This is a genomic window from Paenibacillus xylanilyticus (genome assembly GCF_047246825.1).
Lineage (GTDB): Bacteria > Bacillota > Bacilli > Paenibacillales > Paenibacillaceae > Paenibacillus > Paenibacillus xylanilyticus_B.
In genome coordinates this window covers 1,927,297-1,944,795 of record NZ_JBFOLB010000001.1, presented here as the reverse complement: position 1 = coordinate 1,944,795, position 17,499 = coordinate 1,927,297, and the positions used below count along the sequence as shown (strand labels likewise).

Annotated in this window: 19 protein-coding genes and 1 other RNA gene; 9 read left to right on the top strand and 11 right to left on the bottom strand. The window is 46.1% G+C overall.

The window, feature by feature from the left end; translation table 11 throughout:
- Positions 1–131: 131 nt before the first annotated feature.
- Together AB3N00_RS08350 and AB3N00_RS08345 are read right to left on the bottom strand one after the other, a co-directional pair.
- Positions 132–317 carry a hypothetical protein gene (locus AB3N00_RS08350; protein ID WP_413034121.1) on the bottom strand — a complete coding sequence of 62 codons (186 nt, stop codon included), beginning with the start codon at positions 315–317 and terminating at the stop codon, positions 132–134.
- A gap of 3 nt (positions 318–320) precedes the next feature.
- Entirely contained in the window at positions 321–554 is a 234-nt protein-coding gene (locus AB3N00_RS08345) for a hypothetical protein (protein WP_056700248.1), read from the bottom strand.
- A gap of 163 nt (positions 555–717) precedes the next feature.
- Here AB3N00_RS08345 and AB3N00_RS08340 point away from each other — a divergent pair, with 163 nt between their 5' ends.
- Positions 718–915, top strand: a complete 198-nt coding sequence (locus AB3N00_RS08340) for a cold shock domain-containing protein (protein WP_095288023.1) — start codon at positions 718–720, stop codon at positions 913–915.
- A gap of 126 nt (positions 916–1,041) precedes the next feature.
- On the opposite strand, the gene AB3N00_RS08335 is transcribed toward AB3N00_RS08340, so the two are convergent.
- Positions 1,042–2,220, bottom strand: a complete 1,179-nt coding sequence (locus AB3N00_RS08335) for an MFS transporter (RefSeq protein ID WP_413034120.1) — start codon at positions 2,218–2,220, stop codon at positions 1,042–1,044.
- Between the two features lie 35 nt (positions 2,221–2,255).
- Positions 2,256–3,596: a multi antimicrobial extrusion protein MatE gene (locus tag AB3N00_RS08330; RefSeq protein ID WP_413034119.1), complete on the bottom strand. Its 1,341-nt coding sequence runs from the start codon at positions 3,594–3,596 to the stop codon at positions 2,256–2,258.
- A 179-nt stretch (positions 3,597–3,775) separates the two neighbouring features.
- Between AB3N00_RS08330 and AB3N00_RS08325 the strand changes: the two genes are divergently transcribed.
- Both AB3N00_RS08325 and pfkA read left to right on the top strand, forming a co-directional pair.
- Complete coding sequence (locus AB3N00_RS08325; protein ID WP_175399741.1) at positions 3,776–4,855, top strand: tetraprenyl-beta-curcumene synthase family protein; 1,080 nt, start codon at positions 3,776–3,778, stop codon at positions 4,853–4,855.
- A 54-nt stretch (positions 4,856–4,909) separates the two neighbouring features.
- Positions 4,910–5,881 carry a 6-phosphofructokinase gene (gene pfkA, locus AB3N00_RS08320; RefSeq protein WP_413034118.1) on the top strand — a complete coding sequence of 324 codons (972 nt, stop codon included), beginning with the start codon at positions 4,910–4,912 and terminating at the stop codon, positions 5,879–5,881.
- A 112-nt stretch (positions 5,882–5,993) separates the two neighbouring features.
- On the opposite strand, the gene AB3N00_RS08315 is transcribed toward pfkA, so the two are convergent.
- The 4 genes from AB3N00_RS08315 to AB3N00_RS08300 form a co-directional block, all read right to left on the bottom strand.
- A complete protein-coding gene (locus AB3N00_RS08315; protein WP_413034117.1) occupies positions 5,994–7,385 on the bottom strand; it encodes an MATE family efflux transporter in 1,392 nt (463 codons plus the stop codon).
- Between the two features lie 154 nt (positions 7,386–7,539).
- Positions 7,540–8,721, bottom strand: coding sequence for a putative glycoside hydrolase (locus AB3N00_RS08310; protein ID WP_413034116.1), 1,182 nt, complete (start codon positions 8,719–8,721; stop codon positions 7,540–7,542).
- 161 nt (positions 8,722–8,882) lie between these two features.
- On the bottom strand, positions 8,883–9,071 hold the full coding sequence (locus tag AB3N00_RS08305; protein WP_413034115.1) for a hypothetical protein: 189 nt from the start codon (positions 9,069–9,071) through the stop codon (positions 8,883–8,885).
- 174 nt (positions 9,072–9,245) lie between these two features.
- Complete coding sequence (locus AB3N00_RS08300) at positions 9,246–10,067, bottom strand: YitT family protein (RefSeq protein ID WP_175399744.1); 822 nt, start codon at positions 10,065–10,067, stop codon at positions 9,246–9,248.
- Between the two features lie 302 nt (positions 10,068–10,369).
- On the opposite strand from AB3N00_RS08300, the gene AB3N00_RS08295 reads away from it, so the two are divergent.
- The 4 genes from AB3N00_RS08295 to AB3N00_RS08280 all read left to right on the top strand — a co-directional run bounded on the left by AB3N00_RS08295 (position 10,370) and on the right by AB3N00_RS08280 (position 13,780).
- Entirely contained in the window at positions 10,370–11,944 is a 1,575-nt protein-coding gene (locus AB3N00_RS08295; RefSeq protein ID WP_413034114.1) for a DEAD/DEAH box helicase, read from the top strand.
- A 204-nt stretch (positions 11,945–12,148) separates the two neighbouring features.
- Positions 12,149–12,958: a YesL family protein gene (locus AB3N00_RS08290; RefSeq protein ID WP_413034113.1), complete on the top strand. Its 810-nt coding sequence runs from the start codon at positions 12,149–12,151 to the stop codon at positions 12,956–12,958.
- 51 nt (positions 12,959–13,009) lie between these two features.
- Positions 13,010–13,201, top strand: a non-coding RNA gene (gene ssrS / locus AB3N00_RS08285) — 6S RNA.
- Positions 13,202–13,387: 186 nt separating this feature from the next.
- Positions 13,388–13,780 (top strand): DUF1499 domain-containing protein, encoded by a 393-nt coding sequence (locus AB3N00_RS08280; RefSeq protein WP_154896022.1) that lies wholly within the window; start codon positions 13,388–13,390, stop codon positions 13,778–13,780.
- 73 nt (positions 13,781–13,853) lie between these two features.
- Here the strand turns inward: AB3N00_RS08280 and tpx are convergent, their stop codons facing one another.
- Positions 13,854–14,372, bottom strand: coding sequence for a thiol peroxidase (tpx, locus tag AB3N00_RS08275; RefSeq protein WP_175399747.1), 519 nt, complete (start codon positions 14,370–14,372; stop codon positions 13,854–13,856).
- A gap of 147 nt (positions 14,373–14,519) precedes the next feature.
- Between tpx and AB3N00_RS08270 the strand changes: the two genes are divergently transcribed.
- Both AB3N00_RS08270 and AB3N00_RS08265 read left to right on the top strand, forming a co-directional pair.
- The gene (locus AB3N00_RS08270; protein WP_413034112.1) at positions 14,520–15,149 is read left to right on the top strand and encodes a rhomboid family intramembrane serine protease; all 630 of its coding nucleotides are present in this window, start codon (positions 14,520–14,522) and stop codon (positions 15,147–15,149) included.
- A 77-nt stretch (positions 15,150–15,226) separates the two neighbouring features.
- Positions 15,227–16,138 carry a LysR family transcriptional regulator gene (locus AB3N00_RS08265; protein WP_413034111.1) on the top strand — a complete coding sequence of 304 codons (912 nt, stop codon included), beginning with the start codon at positions 15,227–15,229 and terminating at the stop codon, positions 16,136–16,138.
- Between the two features lie 35 nt (positions 16,139–16,173).
- On the opposite strand, the gene AB3N00_RS08260 is transcribed toward AB3N00_RS08265, so the two are convergent.
- Positions 16,174–16,854, bottom strand: coding sequence for a zinc metallopeptidase (locus AB3N00_RS08260; protein WP_413034110.1), 681 nt, complete (start codon positions 16,852–16,854; stop codon positions 16,174–16,176).
- 28 nt (positions 16,855–16,882) lie between these two features.
- The gene (locus AB3N00_RS08255; RefSeq protein WP_095288009.1) at positions 16,883–17,311 is read right to left on the bottom strand and encodes a MerR family transcriptional regulator; all 429 of its coding nucleotides are present in this window, start codon (positions 17,309–17,311) and stop codon (positions 16,883–16,885) included.
- Between the last annotated feature and the right edge of the window lie 188 nt (positions 17,312–17,499).

Here is a 17,499-nt window from a genome sequence, read left to right as displayed (position 1 = left end):
AGAGACGAAGGGATCAAACTGAGTACTAGCATAATGAACAGCGATTTGCGGTATTTCAAGCGGCCTTCCTCCTCACTATACGAACCATCCGATATAGTATGGCCTCGGGCCTGTTGAAATATTTGAGAGCACTAGGCTCCCATGTTGGACAGGAAATAAACAATCAGGAAAAAAGCAAAACAAATCAGTAGTGTGGCAATAAGAGCCATTCCCCGCCGAAGCCGGTCCGGGATGGAATTGCGTCCCAGAATAAGTACAGCTCCCAGGGAAAAGGCAAGGATAATGAAGATGACGACATTGCTTGAGTCAAGCGGCATCCATTACACCTCTTTGAAAGCAGCCATCAATTGACGCCATTCATCTTCGCGGTTCTCAAAATCAGCCTTAGGAAAACGGCGTTCAGCCCAGTGCATCAAGGCAGGACGGCTGAGAAATGTGTGGCATTCCTCGCCCCATTCTTCGGAAATTTCACGGAGTACGAGATATTTGCCCTGTACTTCCACAGTCATCATATTCCACTTGTCGGTTTTGTATATTTCATGTTTTTTTATCATAGGTAGTCTCCAAACTAACGGTTTTGGTAAAATGATACCGTACCCTACGATTCAAAGCAAATTTTTTCCGCATTTATTGAAAAGATAAATTGCAATGTAGAAAGTCATACAGTATAATGAGGGTATTCGCCATAGATGGCGATATTTTTAGGAGGTTGTTCATTTGAAAGGTACAGTTAAATGGTTTAACGCAGAAAAAGGCTATGGCTTTATTTCAGTTGAAGGCGGCGAGGACGTATTCGTACATTTCTCCGCAATCCAAGGCGACGGCTTTAAAACATTGGAAGAAGGTCAAGCGGTAGAATTCGAAATCACTGATGGAAACCGTGGTCCTCAAGCAGCTAACGTAATTAAATTGTAAGATTTTTCCGTTTATCGGATTTCTTATAAATGATTGGCTTATAGCTGAATATAATGAACCCAAGCACAGTCCCCCTCGGGAGACTGTGCTTTTTTGTGTTCATATGTGGCAAAGGCTGTGTTGCGCTCATTGTGCACGATTAGTCATGCTGGACAGCAGGTTTAGGACGAATCCAATAAGTGCAGCGAGTGAAAATGCCATCGCTGTGAGATAGAAAACATGTCTGCCGGCATGATCCAATATCAAACCGCCAAACGTTCCGCTGAGCAGTCCAGAGGCACTGGACCACACAATGGTGAACAGGGCCATTCCTGTTGCGCGATACGCATCGGGAACAAGGCGGGTAATATAGCGGACGGCTGTTACGTAGAAAATGCCGAAGGTAACGCTGTGCATGGTCTGGATGGCAACAACAGCCGCAGGTGTATCCGAGACAGACATTAGCAATAGACGAATGGTGTACATCAGTGCAGCAAACGTGAGGAGTGGAAGCTCCTTATAACGATTGCCATACTTGCTGAGCAGTAGGAATATCGGAATTTCACTTACGGAAGAGATGAGCAAAGACCAGCCGATCAGCCCTTCACTGGCACCGAGGTCCTTCAGTGTGATGGTGAGAAAAGCCTCGTTCATCCGGTGACCCAGTGCCAGCAGGAAGACACAGCCGAAAAAGCTAAGGACATCCCTGCGTTTCAGGATCGCCCACAGCCCTGAAAGGTCCATTTTACTGGTGCTGCCAGCGGGTTGTTCCTGATCTTGTAATCGGAAACCGATCAGAAGTGTAATGGCCGCAAGTGCGATGCACACCCACATCGTCCATCCCGGTCCAAAAGAGCCAAGAAAATATCCGATGCTTAATGCAAAAAATGCGTAGCCGATTGAGCCGAAAACACGAATGGACGTGAAATTGCGACCATATTTGCTTGCGGTTGTAATTGCCATCGTATCGGCAAGTGGATATACCGGATAGTAGAAAAAGTAAAACAAGGTTACCAGGATAAATACCTGTCCGAAGGACGTGGCATTTGCCAGCATGACACCTGTAATCAATTGTCCGCCAAGCAGAATGATCATGACTTTGCGGACGGTTTTATAGCGGTCACTGGCCATGCTCCAGAACATGTTGGAGAATACCGAGACAAGTGGACCGATCCCGTACAGGTAGCCAATTTCAGCCCGGCTGAAACCCAGATGACTGAAATACAGCTGAAGATAGGATACCACCAGTACGGTCGAGCCGAAGATCGTGAACATTAGTGCCCGCAGCCAGTTTTGATCCGGGCGGGCGTTGTGACTTAATTTCATGTTGAGAGACTCCATTCTTCAATGCATTTCAATATTTAGCCTTTAAGTGAAGGTGATTTTCCGGACGGTGCAGCAGACATGGAAGGCTCTTTCTGCGTGCGCCGGATGACAAGCCAGACAATGATCAGTTCGGCAAGCAGGCCAAGAGACTGGGCGACAGCTCCGATCATGCCGTTCCACGCTGGAAATATGCTGACCAGAATGAGCAGTACGATAACTGTACAGATGGCATTGGCTGACTGGGAACGAAACATCGTTTTGGTTTGCCCCCGCAGCAGAATCAGTCCATTGCTGAAGTCGAGAAAAGGCGAAATCAGCGGGAATAGTACAAAGGCACGCAGTGTCCATAAGCTTTGCTGCAGCAGGTTGCCTTGAACGCTCATTACATTCTCCAGTACCCAGGGACCCAGGGGGGTGTAGGCAATGGATACAGTCATGGCAAACGGAATAAATCCGGTGACCAGTGCAAATTTTTTCACCAGTTTGGCATCAATCTGATAGAAGTTCAGCACAATTTGATGGATATAAGTAAAAAAGCTCAACATAAGCTGCATCAGACTGCTGGCTACAGCAAAAGAAGAGATGGCCAGCGCAATTCCGGTTGTTTTGCCAAGTACGATATTGATGACGGGTCCGATGAACAGGGCCACAAAACTGGATAACAAAAGCGGTTTGTAGAAGCGAAAAACGTCTCCCTTGCTTTCAACAGGGTGATCTTCGAGCTTGGCTGGCATGCTTCGCTTGATGCTGTTTCCTTCCAGAAAGCTCACCAGCGCCTCGATCATCATGCCTGCCGCAAAAATGATAGCGCCTACACGACCACTGTTAATGCTGTCTGTATAGATGAAATACAGGGACAGGCCGTACATGCCGCCAAGACGGAATAACATGCCGATGGTCAGCCATTTGGTCCGGTTATTCGTAATTATGATGCCCTGGTAGATATTGCGAATGACGGAGAAAATGCTGACGTACATCAGAATTTCATAAACATCAATCACTTTGGTCAATAGTTCGGGACTTACGCCAAATAGATATTTAAAAACCACTGTACCAATAGGAGAATATACAATGAGGAATCCAATTAGCAGTACGCAGGCAAGAAATATTTTGGTGACGAATGTGAGGGCCTGAAAAGAAAGGCGGTCCCGTACCAGCGCAGAACAGGTTTGCCGCAGCAGTGTGGAGGGGCGTTCCGTAAGGGTCAGCAGACTGCCGGCAATGGCGTAGCTGGCAATGACCGTCTCCGGGTGGGCAGATCTGGCGAGTGTACTATTAATAATTACGTGAGAAATGGTAACCAAAGAGGCGGATATGCCGAGCGGCACAAAAAAAGCAAATAACCGTCTCCACGAGAGAGGCTCACTTGACGTCATGTCAACGACTCCTTTGATGGATGAAATATGCTTAGTATATCACAAAGACTTGGCAGCGGATGCGATTTTTTGCCGTGTTTATGCGGTAGATCATTTGTACAATTAAGGGGTTCATATTATAATGGGATTGGTTAAAAATCGCTCTAATACGTATTCAACCAAGTGGAGGCACATTTATTTTGAGCCAATCTAATCAAAGTCGACATCAATATCCGCGGGGACCGCTGGAATTGATGAGAGGGGTGTACAAGTACACCATTCCGGAAACGCGGAAAGAACTGGCTGCCTGGCGCGCTGAGGCCGAGAAAATTCCGAATGAGGAATTACGCAATCAGGCCCTGGCTAGTCTCAAAGACAAACAGTTTCACTGTGAAGGCGGAACGGTCTATGCTTTGCCTGATATGCCGAAGAGGCACATCCTGATTCCGCTCATTGTTTCTTATCAAACTATTAGTGATTATTTGGACAATCTGTGCGACCGCAGCACATCGATGGACCCGAATGACTTTCGACTTCTCCATCAATCCATGCTTGATGCGGTAGATCCGGAAGCAACACCAGTCAATTATTATGCGCTCCGAGAGGAGCAGGACGACGGTGGATACTTGCGGAATCTGGTGACAACATGTCAGGAGTTGACGCGTCAGCTGCCTGGATATGCGTCCGCCAAGCCCCAAATTCAGGATCTGGCAGGCCTATACACGGACCTGCAGGTATATAAGCACATCAAGCCGGAACTGAGAGAAACGGCACTGCTCGAATGGTGGTCGGAACACCGCCACCGAACACCTCAGTTCCGTTGGAACGAATTTGCCGCCGCTACCGGCTCTACGCTGGGCGTATTCATGCTGTTTCTGGCTGCAAGTGATGATCAGCTGACTGAAGAGCAGGCGGCCTCGATCCACACTGCCTATTTTCCGCATGTATGCGCATTGCACATTATGCTCGATTATTTAATCGATCAGGATGAAGATCGTATCGGCGGAGATCTCAACTTCTGCAATTACTACGAGAATGTGGAGACGATGCTGGACCGCATTGCTTTTATTGTGGAGATGGCCCGCAGTGATGTGCAGAATATTCCGGGTAGCGCTTTTCACCGGATGATTATCGAAGGACTGCTTGCCATTTACCTGTCTGATCCCAAAGTCAGCGAACAGCAGGAAGTTCGCGCCGTATCCAAGCGTTTGATGAAGAAGAGTCCAATGACCAGAGTTTTTTTCTTTATCTTCAGTCGCTGGATTCGCAAACATATGTAAGTCAGGCGCATTGTTGCGGAAGCCTGAAGTGAAACTAGAGGAGGAAGAAACATCATGACAGCAGTAAAAAAAATCGCAGTTTTAACGAGCGGTGGTGATTCACAAGGAATGAACGCGGCTGTTCGTGCGGTGGTTCGCAGCGGATTGTTCCACGGTCTCGAAGTATACGGGGTTCAACGCGGGTATCAAGGTCTGTTGAATAACGATATTTTCCCAATGGATCTGCGCAGTGTAGGCGATATCATTCAGCGTGGCGGAACGGTTCTGCAATCGGCTCGCTGCAAGGAGTTCTACACGGCGGAAGGCCAGCAAAAGGGAGCAGACATCCTGCGTGCCCGTGGTATTGACGGTCTGGTTGTTATCGGTGGGGACGGCTCTTACAATGGTGCCAACAAACTGAGCAAACTGGGTATCAACACGATGGGCCTCCCAGGAACCATTGACAACGACATTTCATTTACGGATTACACGATTGGATTCGATACAGCAGTAAGTATAGTAGTTGATGCAGTCAACAAACTGCGTGATACCATGTCTTCCCACGAACGTTCTTCCATCGTTGAGGTTATGGGCCGCCATTGTGGCGATATTGCACTTCATGCAGGACTGGCGTCCGGTGCCGAAACGATTCTTGTACCGGAAGTTCCATTTGACATGGATGAAGTGGCAGACCGGATGAAAGCCAACTTCGCACATGGTAAACGTCACAGTATCATTATCGTTGCTGAAGGCGTGGGCAAAGGCGAAGATGTGGCCAAAGAACTGATGGAACGCTGCCCGACTTATGAGCCGCGTGTAACTGTACTGGGTCACATTCAACGTGGCGGTACGCCAACTCCGTTTGACCGTAACCTTGCCAGCCGTCTGGGAGACTTCGCTGTACGCAGCCTGATTGCCGGTGAGACTGACAAGGGTTGTGGGATTATCAAAGGTGAGCTGGTCCTGACAGATATCGATAAAGTCGTTAACACGAAAAAAGATTTCGACATGAACACGTACGAACTTGCACAACGTTTATCTCAATAAACAACAATCAAAAGAGCACAGCCCGTGTTGACGGCGCTGTGCTCTTTTTGCATCACATGAAATGTGATGTGAAGTAACCGTGAGCTTGCTTAGCTTCTTGTATCCTGTCTGATTAATTTGATTGTTCAATCATGCGAACCGCAGCTTTCCGCTGAACCAGGAACAGTCTCCAGAGCAGTGCAGTGGCACCGACAGCAAGGCCGGCAATAAGACCGATCCAGTAGCCAAAAGCGCCGAGCGATGTATACGTGGCTGTAAGGTAGCCTACAGGAAGACCAATGATCCAATAAGCCACAAACGTAATCATCAACGCAGGATTAACATCTTTGTATCCCCGAAGTGCACCTTGGGTTGGGGTAGCAATGGCATCCGATATCTGAAAGAAGATGGCATAAATGAGGAAATGTTGAGTTAAGGCAATGACCTCACGTTCGTTTGAATACAGACCTGCAATTTGTTCTCCAAAGACGAGCAATACAACCGCTGTCAGCAGCGATAGTACAATGGCTCCGCCAATACCAAGCAGACTGTACTGTTTGGCATCTCTTAAACGTCCAGCACCCGCCTCAAATCCAACAAGGATGGTAAGGGCCATACATATGCTCACTGGCAGCATGTACAGCGTAGACGCGAAATTGAGGGCAGCCTGATGGGCAGCAATCGTGATGGTGTCAAACCGGCTCATCATTAACGTCACGGCAGCAAAGATCGATGTTTCAAAAAAAGTAGCGAAGCCGATGGGCACCCCGATTTTGAGGAGTTCCTTCCATTTTCCCAGCGATACGCCAGAGAGGTGACGAAACACCCCATACTGGGCAAAAGGCTCAATCCGATGCACAAAGAAAATGCTGATAAGGAAAATAATCCAGTACGTACACGCGGTAGCCACACCTGCGCCCACACCCCCCAGCTGGGGAAAACCCCAGCGTCCGAAGATGAGTAAATAATTCAGCAAAATATTAACTGGCAGCGACACTAACGTGATGAACATGGTGATTCGTGTCTGCCCAAGTGCATCCATGAAACTGCGCAGCACGGTATATCCGAATAGTGGAAGGATTCCAAAAGCCAGCGCACACAAAAAATATAGGGCAACCTGGGCAACCCGTGGTTCCAGCGGCATCCCGTTCAGTATTGGGGTAAGGATCATGGCTCCTATGGCAAGAACGGCAAGACTGACGGCAATGCCCAGATAGAGTGCCTGTATAACACTGTGTCCGATCTGATCGTTGCGTTTGGATCCCAGCAGATGGGAAACCACAGGAGTGATTCCGATGAGAATTCCACTAAGCCCGGTTTGTACTGGCATCCACAGACTCGTACCTATGGCTACACCAGCCAAATCCGCCGGGGAAAACTTGCCTGACATATTGGTATCGAAGAAGGACATGGCAGACAGGGCGATCTGTGTTGTGAATATGGGTAAAAATATGATCAGGAATTGTTTTACTTTTTGCGAAAAACTTGTGGTTGTCATGTTCACTGGAAATGCCTCGCTATTCATAAGAATGATCATCCAACTGCATATATGGACAGCTATTCATTGTAGTGGATTTTGCCGAAATTGAACAGGGAAAGGGCACGGTTACATGTCAAAAGAAATAAAAAACCCGCTCCGCTGTAACGGAACGAGGTGATGGAAAATGGGGAAGAGTGCATTATTTATAGTTCACACCTGAGGTGTAACGATTGGACGCATTCCAGAGCAGATATTCATCTACATCCATATCTTTCATTGCGCGAATCTGGTCTTCAACTTGTTTTTTGCCGTATTTAATATAGTGCCCGCTGCCAAGCCAGCTTGCCGTAAAGTCTTGAATCCACGGACGAATCACCGGCTTGAGCTCTTTGGTTGGGTCGAGTTTTTTGTGCGTGTCTTCCATGGAACCCTTGATCGTGGTGTAGGGATCTTTGTCAGGGTCCTTGACACCATACCATCCGGTTGAGTAATGGCTTGGATAGACCATTGGTGAGATCACATCCACATTTTCGGATATTTTTACAAAATCCTGACCGATGCCTTCTGCTGCAGGCACTGAGGCTGCATAGCCGAAGATATCCACCGAAACCCGGACGCCCAGCGGCGCCAGTTCCTTGCGGGCGTATTGAACAAATTCTGCTACAACGTCAACCCGCGACTTGTCAGTTTTGGTGTATTTGAGCTTATCTGCGCGATTCTCGAAGCCTTCTGGAAAACGAACATAGTCGAACTGGATTTCCTTGAATCCAAGCTTGGCGGCTTCCTTGGCAATTTCGATATTATAATCCCAGACTTCCTTGCTGTAAGGGTTCACGAAACTGTCGCCTTTGCCGTTGGCCCATACCGAGCCATCCTTGTTTCGAAAAGAAAGTTCCGGATTTTTTTTGGCAAGAATCGTATCTTTGAACACGACGACCCGGGCAATCGGGTAGACTTCATGTTTTTGTAGTCTTTTCATCAAAGCGTCAATATCCCGAATAAATGACTGGGATTTGCCCATTTCTTGTAGTGATTTGTTCTCTGTAGGGTAGGTTATGTATCCGAGATCGTCCTTGATATCAATGACCATGGAATTAAGCTCCGTGTTATCAACCAGATCGAGCAATTCTTTCATCCGTGCTCCGCCAGCACTGTAGGCTGTAACATAAATGCCTTTAACAACGGGTGCGTCCGGCTGAGGATCAACCTTGGCAGGCGGATTGTCTGCATCAATAATGACCTGATCTTTTTGTGATTGAATAATAGCGGTGTTGAAACTGTTCGTTAATGATTGAAATTGCTGATTTCCCTGATCTGCTGTTGCAGGTGTACCACCGAAGCTTCCCATGGCCATGGCCAGTAAAGCCCAAAACATGTTCATTTCACTCCCACTCCCTTATGTGCATTCCATGATTGAATTATATAATAAAGCCTCTGGGCTTTTAACCATATTAATCAAGTAATGAAACAGCCCGGGAAAATTGAAAACCGCTTCCTGTGAGGGGAAACCTCTCAAGAAGCGGCGTAATCAGTCAAAAAAATTTATTGAATGTAAATATCGTTCTGATGCTCACAAATACTGTACTGAATGATTTCCATTGCGTCTACCTGCTCCAGAATGCCCAGCCCATCCCGGAGAACAATAAGTGAATCGAGCTCATTCGGTTTTAAGAAAGGGAGCATTTCCGGACACCATCTGTTGACGATTTCAAACAGTTTTACCGTTTCCATATCCACAATAATCACCCTTTCCTACTCGAATTCCAAAATGGTAAGTCATTCGGCGCGAATCGGAAAAGCATATGGCCTGTGAAAGTGAAGGGCAGATCCTGCTATACATCATATTTAGGAGCCGTGCACAATTATTATACCACAATTATATAAATTGTTAACCGTACATGTGTCTCAACTTCTGCGGAAGGAACCCATGACACCAACCGTTTCGACGATATTCACAAACGCATTGGGATCGGTTTCCTTAATGATGCGTTTAATCTCAACGAGCTCATAACGGGTTGTCACAGTCATTAACATATCCTTTTCAATGTCGGTATATGCCCCTTGGGTCTTGATCTTCGTGACTCCGCGGGGACGAACAAGCAATTTTTTCAACATGGATTCTGTCTCATTCGTGATGATGTACAATGTCACTTTAACATGACTGATGTGGATCAGATCCAGCACCTTCCCTGTGATATAAATTGATACCATGGAGGCCAAGGCGATGTTCCAGTCATTGTTCAGATATCCCGCGAGCATAATGATAGCCCCGTTCATGCCGGCCATAACCGTACCAATCGGAAAGTCCCGATATCGAGTGAAAATGGAACCGACAATGTCCAGTCCACCTGTAGAACCGCCTACCCGGAAGGAGATGCCTGTGCCCAGACCTACCAATACGCCCCCGAATACACAGCTGAGGAGAGGGTCTGTTGCCACGACAAAAACAGGCAGCAGTCCAATAAACCAGGAAGTGGCTGCTACCGATACAATGCTCAATATAATGAATCGTCGTCCAAGAATAAACCATCCCGCAACGAGCAAAGGAATGTTAAGAACAAAATACATTACACTAAGATTCAAATTTGTAAAATAACCAAGAAGCATGGAAATACCGGATACCCCGCCGCTTAGCAGCTGATGGGGGACCAAAAACCAGTTAAAGCCGCAGGCTATAGCTGCAGCACCCAATATGATCACTAAAGAGTGCCAAATTATTTTGGGCAATTTAATCACCTCATTTATATTTAAAACCAGATTGCTGGTAATCTTGATTTGTTTTGTGATATAATGATTTGTGGATATTCTTGAGTAGGGAACTTTTTCCAAATGGAACGATAAAATTTGAAATGTTTCAAACAGATGTATGTAGTTTTAGTCTTATGTTGGGGACCCATTCACGAATTGTGATGATTGTGAAAATAATTTGCCCTTATGGGATACCCTATAAATATTAACGCTACTTAAGAATACAGACAACAAAGTGGATTGTCCACCATGTCCACCCTATAGAAGGAGTATGAATAATTTTGACAAATTTAAATTTCTCAGATTTCAATCTTGAACCACTGGTGCTGCAAGCCATCACCGAACTTGGGTTCGAAGAGGCAACGCCGATTCAATCCAAATCGATCCCAATTGCGCTTGAAGGCAGAGATTTGATCGGCCAAGCTCAAACAGGTACAGGTAAAACAGCAGCTTTCGGTATTCCGCTGATCAGCAAAATCTCCAAAAGCGACGAAAAAATCCGCGCCCTCATTATGGCACCTACACGTGAACTTGCGATCCAAGTTGCCGAAGAGATCGAAAAACTCACCCGCTTCAAAGGTTTGCGCTCCCTGCCAATTTACGGAGGACAAGACATCGTTCGTCAAATCCGTGCACTGAAAAGAAAACCACAGATTATCATCGGTACACCTGGACGTCTCCTGGATCACATTAACCGCAAAACGATCAAACTTGAAGATGTACAAACGGTTGTATTGGATGAAGCAGATGAAATGCTCGACATGGGATTCATGGAGGATATTCAATCCATCCTGAAACAAGTTCCGGCTGATCGTCAAACGATGCTCTTCTCAGCAACAATGCCTCCTAACATTCAAAAACTGGCTCAGCAATTCTTGAACAACCCAGAGCACGTATCCGTAATTCCGAAACAAGTTAGTGCACCTCTGATTGACCAAGCTTACATCGAAGTGCCTGAGCGTCAAAAATTTGAAGCACTCAGCCGTTTGCTGGATATGGAATCTCCTGAACTGGCGATTGTATTCGGACGTACGAAACGTCGTGTTGACGAACTGGCAGAAGCACTTCAAAAACGTGGATACTCTGCTGATGGTCTCCATGGTGACTTGTCTCAAAACCAACGTGATACAGTAATGCGTAAATTCCGTGATGGCAGCATTGATGTACTCGTTGCAACAGATGTGGCTGCACGTGGTCTCGACGTATCCGGCGTAACTCACGTTGTGAACTTTGACCTTCCGCAAGATCCTGAGAGCTACGTTCACCGTATTGGTCGTACAGGCCGTGCAGGTAAAGAGGGTGCTGCTTGGTCATTCGTTACACCACGTGAGATCGATCACTTGCACTTCATTGAGCGTGTAACACGTCACCGTATCCCTCGCAAACCACTGCCAACGTTGGCTGAGGCTGTAGAAGGTAAACAACGTTTGACAGCTGAGCGTTTGCTTGAGATTGTACAATCCGGTGAACTGAACGAATACAAAGGCATCGCGATTCAATTGCTTGAGCAATATGATTCTGTTCAACTGTTGTCTGCTTCCCTGAAGCTCCTGACAGGTGACAAAAAAGACGCTCAAGTTGAATTGACTCCAGAAGATCCGATTCGTGCTAAACGTCGTAAACCAGATGTTCGCTCCAGTGGACGTAAACCATCTGGCTACAGCGGTAACCGCAGCGGTGGTGGCGGTGGCTACAACCGTGACCGTAACAGCAGTGGTGGCGGACGTGGCGGTTACAACCGCGATCGCAACAGCAGTGGCGGTGGAAGCAGAGAAGGTGGTTACAACCGTGACCGCAAACCGCGTCCAAGCAACAACGAAGGACGTCGTCCTGCGAAAGATTCTTCTTTCGAATAATATGCAAGGCTGAATTGGGAAATGGGGCAGACAACTGCTCCATTTTTTTATTTTGGAAATGTACATAAATTCCTGCTCTTTATGGCGCTGGATTAGAGGGATAGCTGATCTGTTTTCGGGAAGTACTGGCTTTTCCTATCTATAATAAGGTATATTAATATTAGACTTCAGGTTAGACGCAAGGCTGCGGAGGAGGAGAAATGTTTGGAATTTAAAGGAGCTATGGGTGGGATCTACCGGCTTACAGAGTGGATTACAAGACTGGCCGCAACCAATCTGTTGTGGGCTATTTGTTCGTCTCCATTCTTGTTTTTCTTGATTATGAAACTGCTCGTTATGCAGCAGAATCTCGCAAATGAATCATTGCAAATGAACTGGGCTATAGCTATTGTGGCACCGCTTACACTTTTTCCGGCAACTTCGGCCCTGTTCACGGTCGTACGCAAATGGAATATGGGTGACACAGATGTGCCGATCTTCCGTACTTTCTTTGTAGGGTACAAAGAGAACTACAAACAAAGTTTAATTGGGGGCATATTTTACACCCTGCTGTTTGCCATCATGTATCTGGATTATACAGTATACATGACACAGTTCCGCAATATGCAGCTGGTGGGAATCATCATGCTTGTGCTGCTGTTGCTTTTGTTTGTATCCCTGTTTAACTTTTTCTCGATGGTTGTACACTATCATATGTCAATCGGACTCATTATTAAAAATGCAGTGCTCTTGACACTGATCAGACCGTTTCGTGTATTCTCTACATTGCTTGGAAGCGGACTGTTATTTTACATTGGTTTCCGGTATCCGGTATTGTTTGTCTTCTTCATTATCAGCATTATTGCCTGGTTTGCCTTCTTTAACTTCTACGCGACCTTCATGAAAATGCAGGAGCAGATGGAAAAAATGCAGCAGAAGAAGGAAGAAGAGGAAGCTGCTAAGGCCGGCGATTCTGTAGAGACCATCGGTGATATTGAAGCATCTGAAGTGAAAAACGATAATCTGCAAAAATAAAACTTGAGTCGTCACCATTTACTTTTTACACAGTTAGGGATATAATAATTGTACATCCTGCGATGTACGTTTCGGTTATTCGTTGTTTTGAACCAATGATGATGTCTTCGGGAGATCTACACAGAATGTTGCTGAAACGCCCTGTCTATACGACATGGGGACTTCAAAAAGCATTTTTGCGGTCACCCACCTGCCAAGCAGGTTCATAAGACAATGTAGCCGGACGGCATAGGCGGGTTCCTATGTTACAAGTACAGCACCCTGACTCTTTCCTCTAATCCAGGAATAGCAGGGTGTTTTTTATTTGAACTTTTTATGTTTTGACCGGTGTATTTCTGTTAAAAGCGCTGTATGCCCTTTTGTTACTACTTGAACAATGTTACACTAGAATACATAAATGGAACGGTTACATTCAAAGGAGGAAGGGTCTTGACCTTAAAGAGAACGCTCGTCGGTATCATCCGCAGTATGGAGGGAACCAGCGATCGAGCCAAGGATCCCAAATTAAAAACACGTTATTATAATTTATCCAAAGACAGAGCCTGGGAAGAGGTTTCTTCGACACTGAAAAAGATTCCGGGTTATAAGGTGCTTCACGAGGTTCCTTCGGTTGGAGAGATTATTCTGGAGAAACGGACGACGTTTGGACGGACCATGGATATTACGGTTTCAGTTATTTCGGTAAGTCCGGTTCGCAGTGCGGTGGATATGTATTCAGCTTCACGCGGTTCACTTGGAGACCTGGGTTCCAATTATCGGACGATCATGAACCTGTTCTCTGTATTGGATAAGAAGCTCGCCAAATATAAGGCAAACGATTGAAATAGATGGATGGATAAACAAAAAGCGAGAGAAGGTGAACCTTCCTCGCTTTTGTTCTGAACGTGGAGTCCTTTTACAGCAAAGCTTTAACCGCTGCAATTGCTTGCTCGAAGTTAGGGGATTCTGTCATCTCAGGCAGATATTCCACATATGTAATTCGGTCTTCGGTATCCACTACAAAGATGGAACGCATGTCCAATTGGAATTCCTTGATCAGAACACCATAGTTTTCACCGAATGAGCGTGTTTTGTAATCGGACAATGTTACAACGCGGTCTACACCGGCTGCGCCGCACCAGCGTTCTTGTGCGAACGGAAGGTCTACACTTACCGTTAGAACGACAACGTTGTCACCGAGGTCTCCAGCTTCGACGTTGAAGCGGCGGGTTTGGGCATCGCATACTCCCGTATCGAGTGAAGGAACAACGCTGATCAGTTTGATTTTGCCTGCGTAGTCTTTCAGGGATGCATCTTCAACCAGATTTTTACTCAAAGTAAAATCGGGAGCTTGATCGCCCACTTTCAGTTCGGGTCCGATCAATGTAATAGGGTTGCCTTTGAATGTGGCTGCGCCTGTACGTTCTTGTGCCATAATAATGTTCCTCCTTTAAATTGGTGATCCGTGCCAAAATCCATTATAATCTTTTATGAAAGGCATTGTCCAATTCAGACGAACAATCAATACAATGGATCGGAATTAAAGGCAGATCTGAACAGGGTGGAGTGAAAGAAGAAGCTTATGATATTTTTAAGGTATGAAAATTGGAGAAGTTACTTAAAATTTTTCCCGCTGACGTCAATTTTTTTGATAGCCAATGTTGTTATGTTTATTGTACTCGCTGTCAATGGTGGATCGACCAACACAATGACGCTGCTCAAGTTTGGTGCTTTGACAAACCATGAGTTTTTCTCGGGAGAATGGTGGAGGTACTTCACGTCCATTTTCCTCCATGCGGGTTTCAGTCATCTGTTATTTAACAGTTTTGCACTTGTTGTATTTGCGCCACCAATGGAACGCTTACTTGGTTCAGTGAGATATGGCTTGCTGTATTTGGGCGGAGGTATCTTGGGTAACATTCTGGCGGTGGCATGGTATAACACTGCTGGAGAGGTTACGATTTCGGTCGGTGCTTCGGGAGCGATTTATGCTATCTATGGTGCGTTTCTGTATGTTGCTTTGTTCCAGCGGACGATGATGGACGAAGCATCCCGCAAAACGTTATACACACTGCTTGCGTTCGGTATTATTTTCTCTTTTGCCATGTCGAACATTAGCTGGATGGCTCATTTGGGTGGTTTGTTAGGTGGATTCTTCATTTATGGACTTCTCATCCGCTTATGGAAGCCGCGCAAGTTCAGGAAACAGTAAACACGTAAATAAATGATCTGAAGACGGAGTGCAGGCAAGATCTAAGTAGGGTATAGCAGATTGGAGAGATCAGGCGAGTGGAATTAAGACAGTTGCATTACTTTTTAAAAGTGGCACAAAAGGAGCATGTGACCCAAGCAGCCGAAGAGCTGCATGTCGCACAGTCCGCGGTGAGTCGCCAGATTCATCAACTGGAGGAGGAACTGGGAGTTGACCTCTTTATGCAAAAGGGGAGAAATTTGCAGTTGACCGCAGTTGGGCAGCTCTTCTGCAAACGAATTGAAGGCATACTGAAGGATCTGGACAAAGCAGTCGGAGAGGTTCATGAATTTTTGGACCCGGAACATGGTGAAATTCGCATTGGTTTTCCTCATAGTCTTGGTATTCACCTGATTCCTTCGGTTGTGGCTGCATTTCGTCAGCGTTATCCCAACGTCAAATTCAGATTTAAACAGGGCATGTTTCCCACACTCATACGTGATGTGTTGTCTGCTGAGGTTGATCTGGCCTTTATATCTCCTTTTCCGGAAAAGCATGATCAGGTTGCGGGTGATATCGTGTTAACCGAAGAGTTGCATGCGATTCTTCCCCCGAATCATCCCCTTGCAGGCGAAGAAGAGATCGCACTTGAACAACTCAAGGACGATAAGTTTGTTTTGTTCAGCAAAGGATACTCACTGCGCCCAATTGTCTGGCATGCCTGCCTGGAGGCGGGGTTTACGCCGAAAATCGCCTTTGAAGGTGAAGAGACAGATACAATTCGAGGATTGGTTGCTGCGGGAATGGGAGTGAGTCTGCTGCCCGAAATGGCGCTATTTCAGACCAATCCGCTGCAACCGGCTCATGTGGCGATCTCTCATCCGAAAGTAACGCGAACGATCGGACTGATCCATCGTGCAGATGACAAACTGCCACTTGTGGCACAGTCGTTTCGTTCGTTTTTGCTTAATTATTTCGGTTTACAACAAAACAATACCCCATCCGAATAACGGTGGGGTATTGTTTTGTTGTAATTGTATTTAATTTAGTCACGACTGTTGAAAATCCCGATGTAACGGATCAATTCAAGCAGGGAAATCAGTGCAGCGGCAACGTAAGTCAATGCTGCAGCGTTCAGTACCTTGGCAACGCCTTTTTCCTCTTCATTACGAATGTAACCTTCCGATACCATAATTTCACGAGCACGATTGCTTGCGTTAAATTCTACTGGCAGCGTGATGAGCTGGAACGCAACGGTAACGGAGAAGAAAATAATACCGATACCAACAAGGTTCATTGCGTTGAAGAGGAAACCGGCAATCAACAGAAAAGGTGCAAGTCCGGATGCGAAGTTCACAATCGGGAAGATCCGGTGGCGAAGTGCCAGCATCGGATAGCTTTCCTTATGTTGTATCGCATGGCCGACCTCATGACAGGCTACGGAAACAGCTGAGATTGAATTTTCATAATATACCGGTTCGGACAATCGAACAACCCGATTAATTGGATCATAGTGATCGGAGAGTGCACCGCGTACCGGTTCGATCGGAACATCATGCAGACCGTTTGAATCCAGCATGTGGCGAGCGGCATCATAACCGGTCATACCGTTCAGGTTTTTGACATCAGACCAACGGTTGAATGTACTCTTAACGCGGAATTGCGCCCATAAGGAGAGCAAAAATGCGATAATGATCAAAACGAACATACCGTTATTAAAACTCATATTCATTCCTCCGCTTTCTAATAGTAAGCTACATCATGGTGTTCTCAAGCAAGATTTTCAAGGCTTCCATCGTACCAGCGCTTTTCGTGAGCAGGCCTGCCATCATCTTGCGTGCTTGTACAGGCTTCATCTCCCCAAGCAGTGGTTTGAGTTCATTGACCTCCCGCTCGAGTTGTTGAACATGGAGCTCAAGGGTTGTCAGTTTGCTGGCAACCTGCTCTTCCGTGCTAACGAGGCTCCACTTCTCAAGAGATTGCTTGATCTCGTCGAGACTATATTTCTCTTGTTTCATCTGTACAATACGTTCGAGCCTAGTTAAAGTTTCATTACTATAGAGACGATAGTTCTTTTCTGTCCGCTCTTCAGGAGCGATCAAACCAAGCTTCGTGTAGTAATCAATCGTCCGTTCACTCACACCAGCGGTCTTGGCAAGTTCGCCAATCCGAAACAGTTTCATATCCCCAATGGTATTCACCTCGCTTGCAAGTTCTAATGTAGGGAATTGTAGATTCCACCTGCGGCTTTACAGACTCCGCCCCATTCTTTTCTTCCTATATAGTTATGATACATGATCTTTAACCATACAGTCAAACGTTATACTTTAACGCCCGGTAAAACTTCGTTTCTATAACTATGTACTCATGG

What these genes read in the sequence shown, in the direction of transcription:
- AB3N00_RS08330 (WP_413034119.1), bottom strand. Translation starts at nt 3,596, where the DNA reads ATGACGTCAAGTGAGCCTCTCTCGTGGAGACGGTTATTTGCTTTTTTT.
- AB3N00_RS08270 (WP_413034112.1), top strand. Translation starts at nt 14,520, where the DNA reads ATGATATTTTTAAGGTATGAAAATTGGAGAAGTTACTTAAAATTTTTC.
- AB3N00_RS08255 (WP_095288009.1), bottom strand. Translation starts at nt 17,311, where the DNA reads ATGAAACTGTTTCGGATTGGCGAACTTGCCAAGACCGCTGGTGTGAGT.
- AB3N00_RS08335 (WP_413034120.1), bottom strand. Translation starts at nt 2,220, where the DNA reads ATGAAATTAAGTCACAACGCCCGCCCGGATCAAAACTGGCTGCGGGCA.
- tpx (WP_175399747.1), bottom strand. Translation starts at nt 14,372, where the DNA reads ATGGCACAAGAACGTACAGGCGCAGCCACATTCAAAGGCAACCCTATT.
- pfkA (WP_413034118.1), top strand. Translation starts at nt 4,910, where the DNA reads ATGACAGCAGTAAAAAAAATCGCAGTTTTAACGAGCGGTGGTGATTCA.
- AB3N00_RS08345 (WP_056700248.1), bottom strand. Translation starts at nt 554, where the DNA reads ATGATAAAAAAACATGAAATATACAAAACCGACAAGTGGAATATGATG.
- AB3N00_RS08350 (WP_413034121.1), bottom strand. Translation starts at nt 317, where the DNA reads ATGCCGCTTGACTCAAGCAATGTCGTCATCTTCATTATCCTTGCCTTT.
- AB3N00_RS08310 (WP_413034116.1), bottom strand. Translation starts at nt 8,721, where the DNA reads ATGAACATGTTTTGGGCTTTACTGGCCATGGCCATGGGAAGCTTCGGT.
- AB3N00_RS08315 (WP_413034117.1), bottom strand. Translation starts at nt 7,385, where the DNA reads ATGAATAGCGAGGCATTTCCAGTGAACATGACAACCACAAGTTTTTCG.
- AB3N00_RS08305 (WP_413034115.1), bottom strand. Translation starts at nt 9,071, where the DNA reads ATGGAAACGGTAAAACTGTTTGAAATCGTCAACAGATGGTGTCCGGAA.
- AB3N00_RS08260 (WP_413034110.1), bottom strand. Translation starts at nt 16,854, where the DNA reads ATGAGTTTTAATAACGGTATGTTCGTTTTGATCATTATCGCATTTTTG.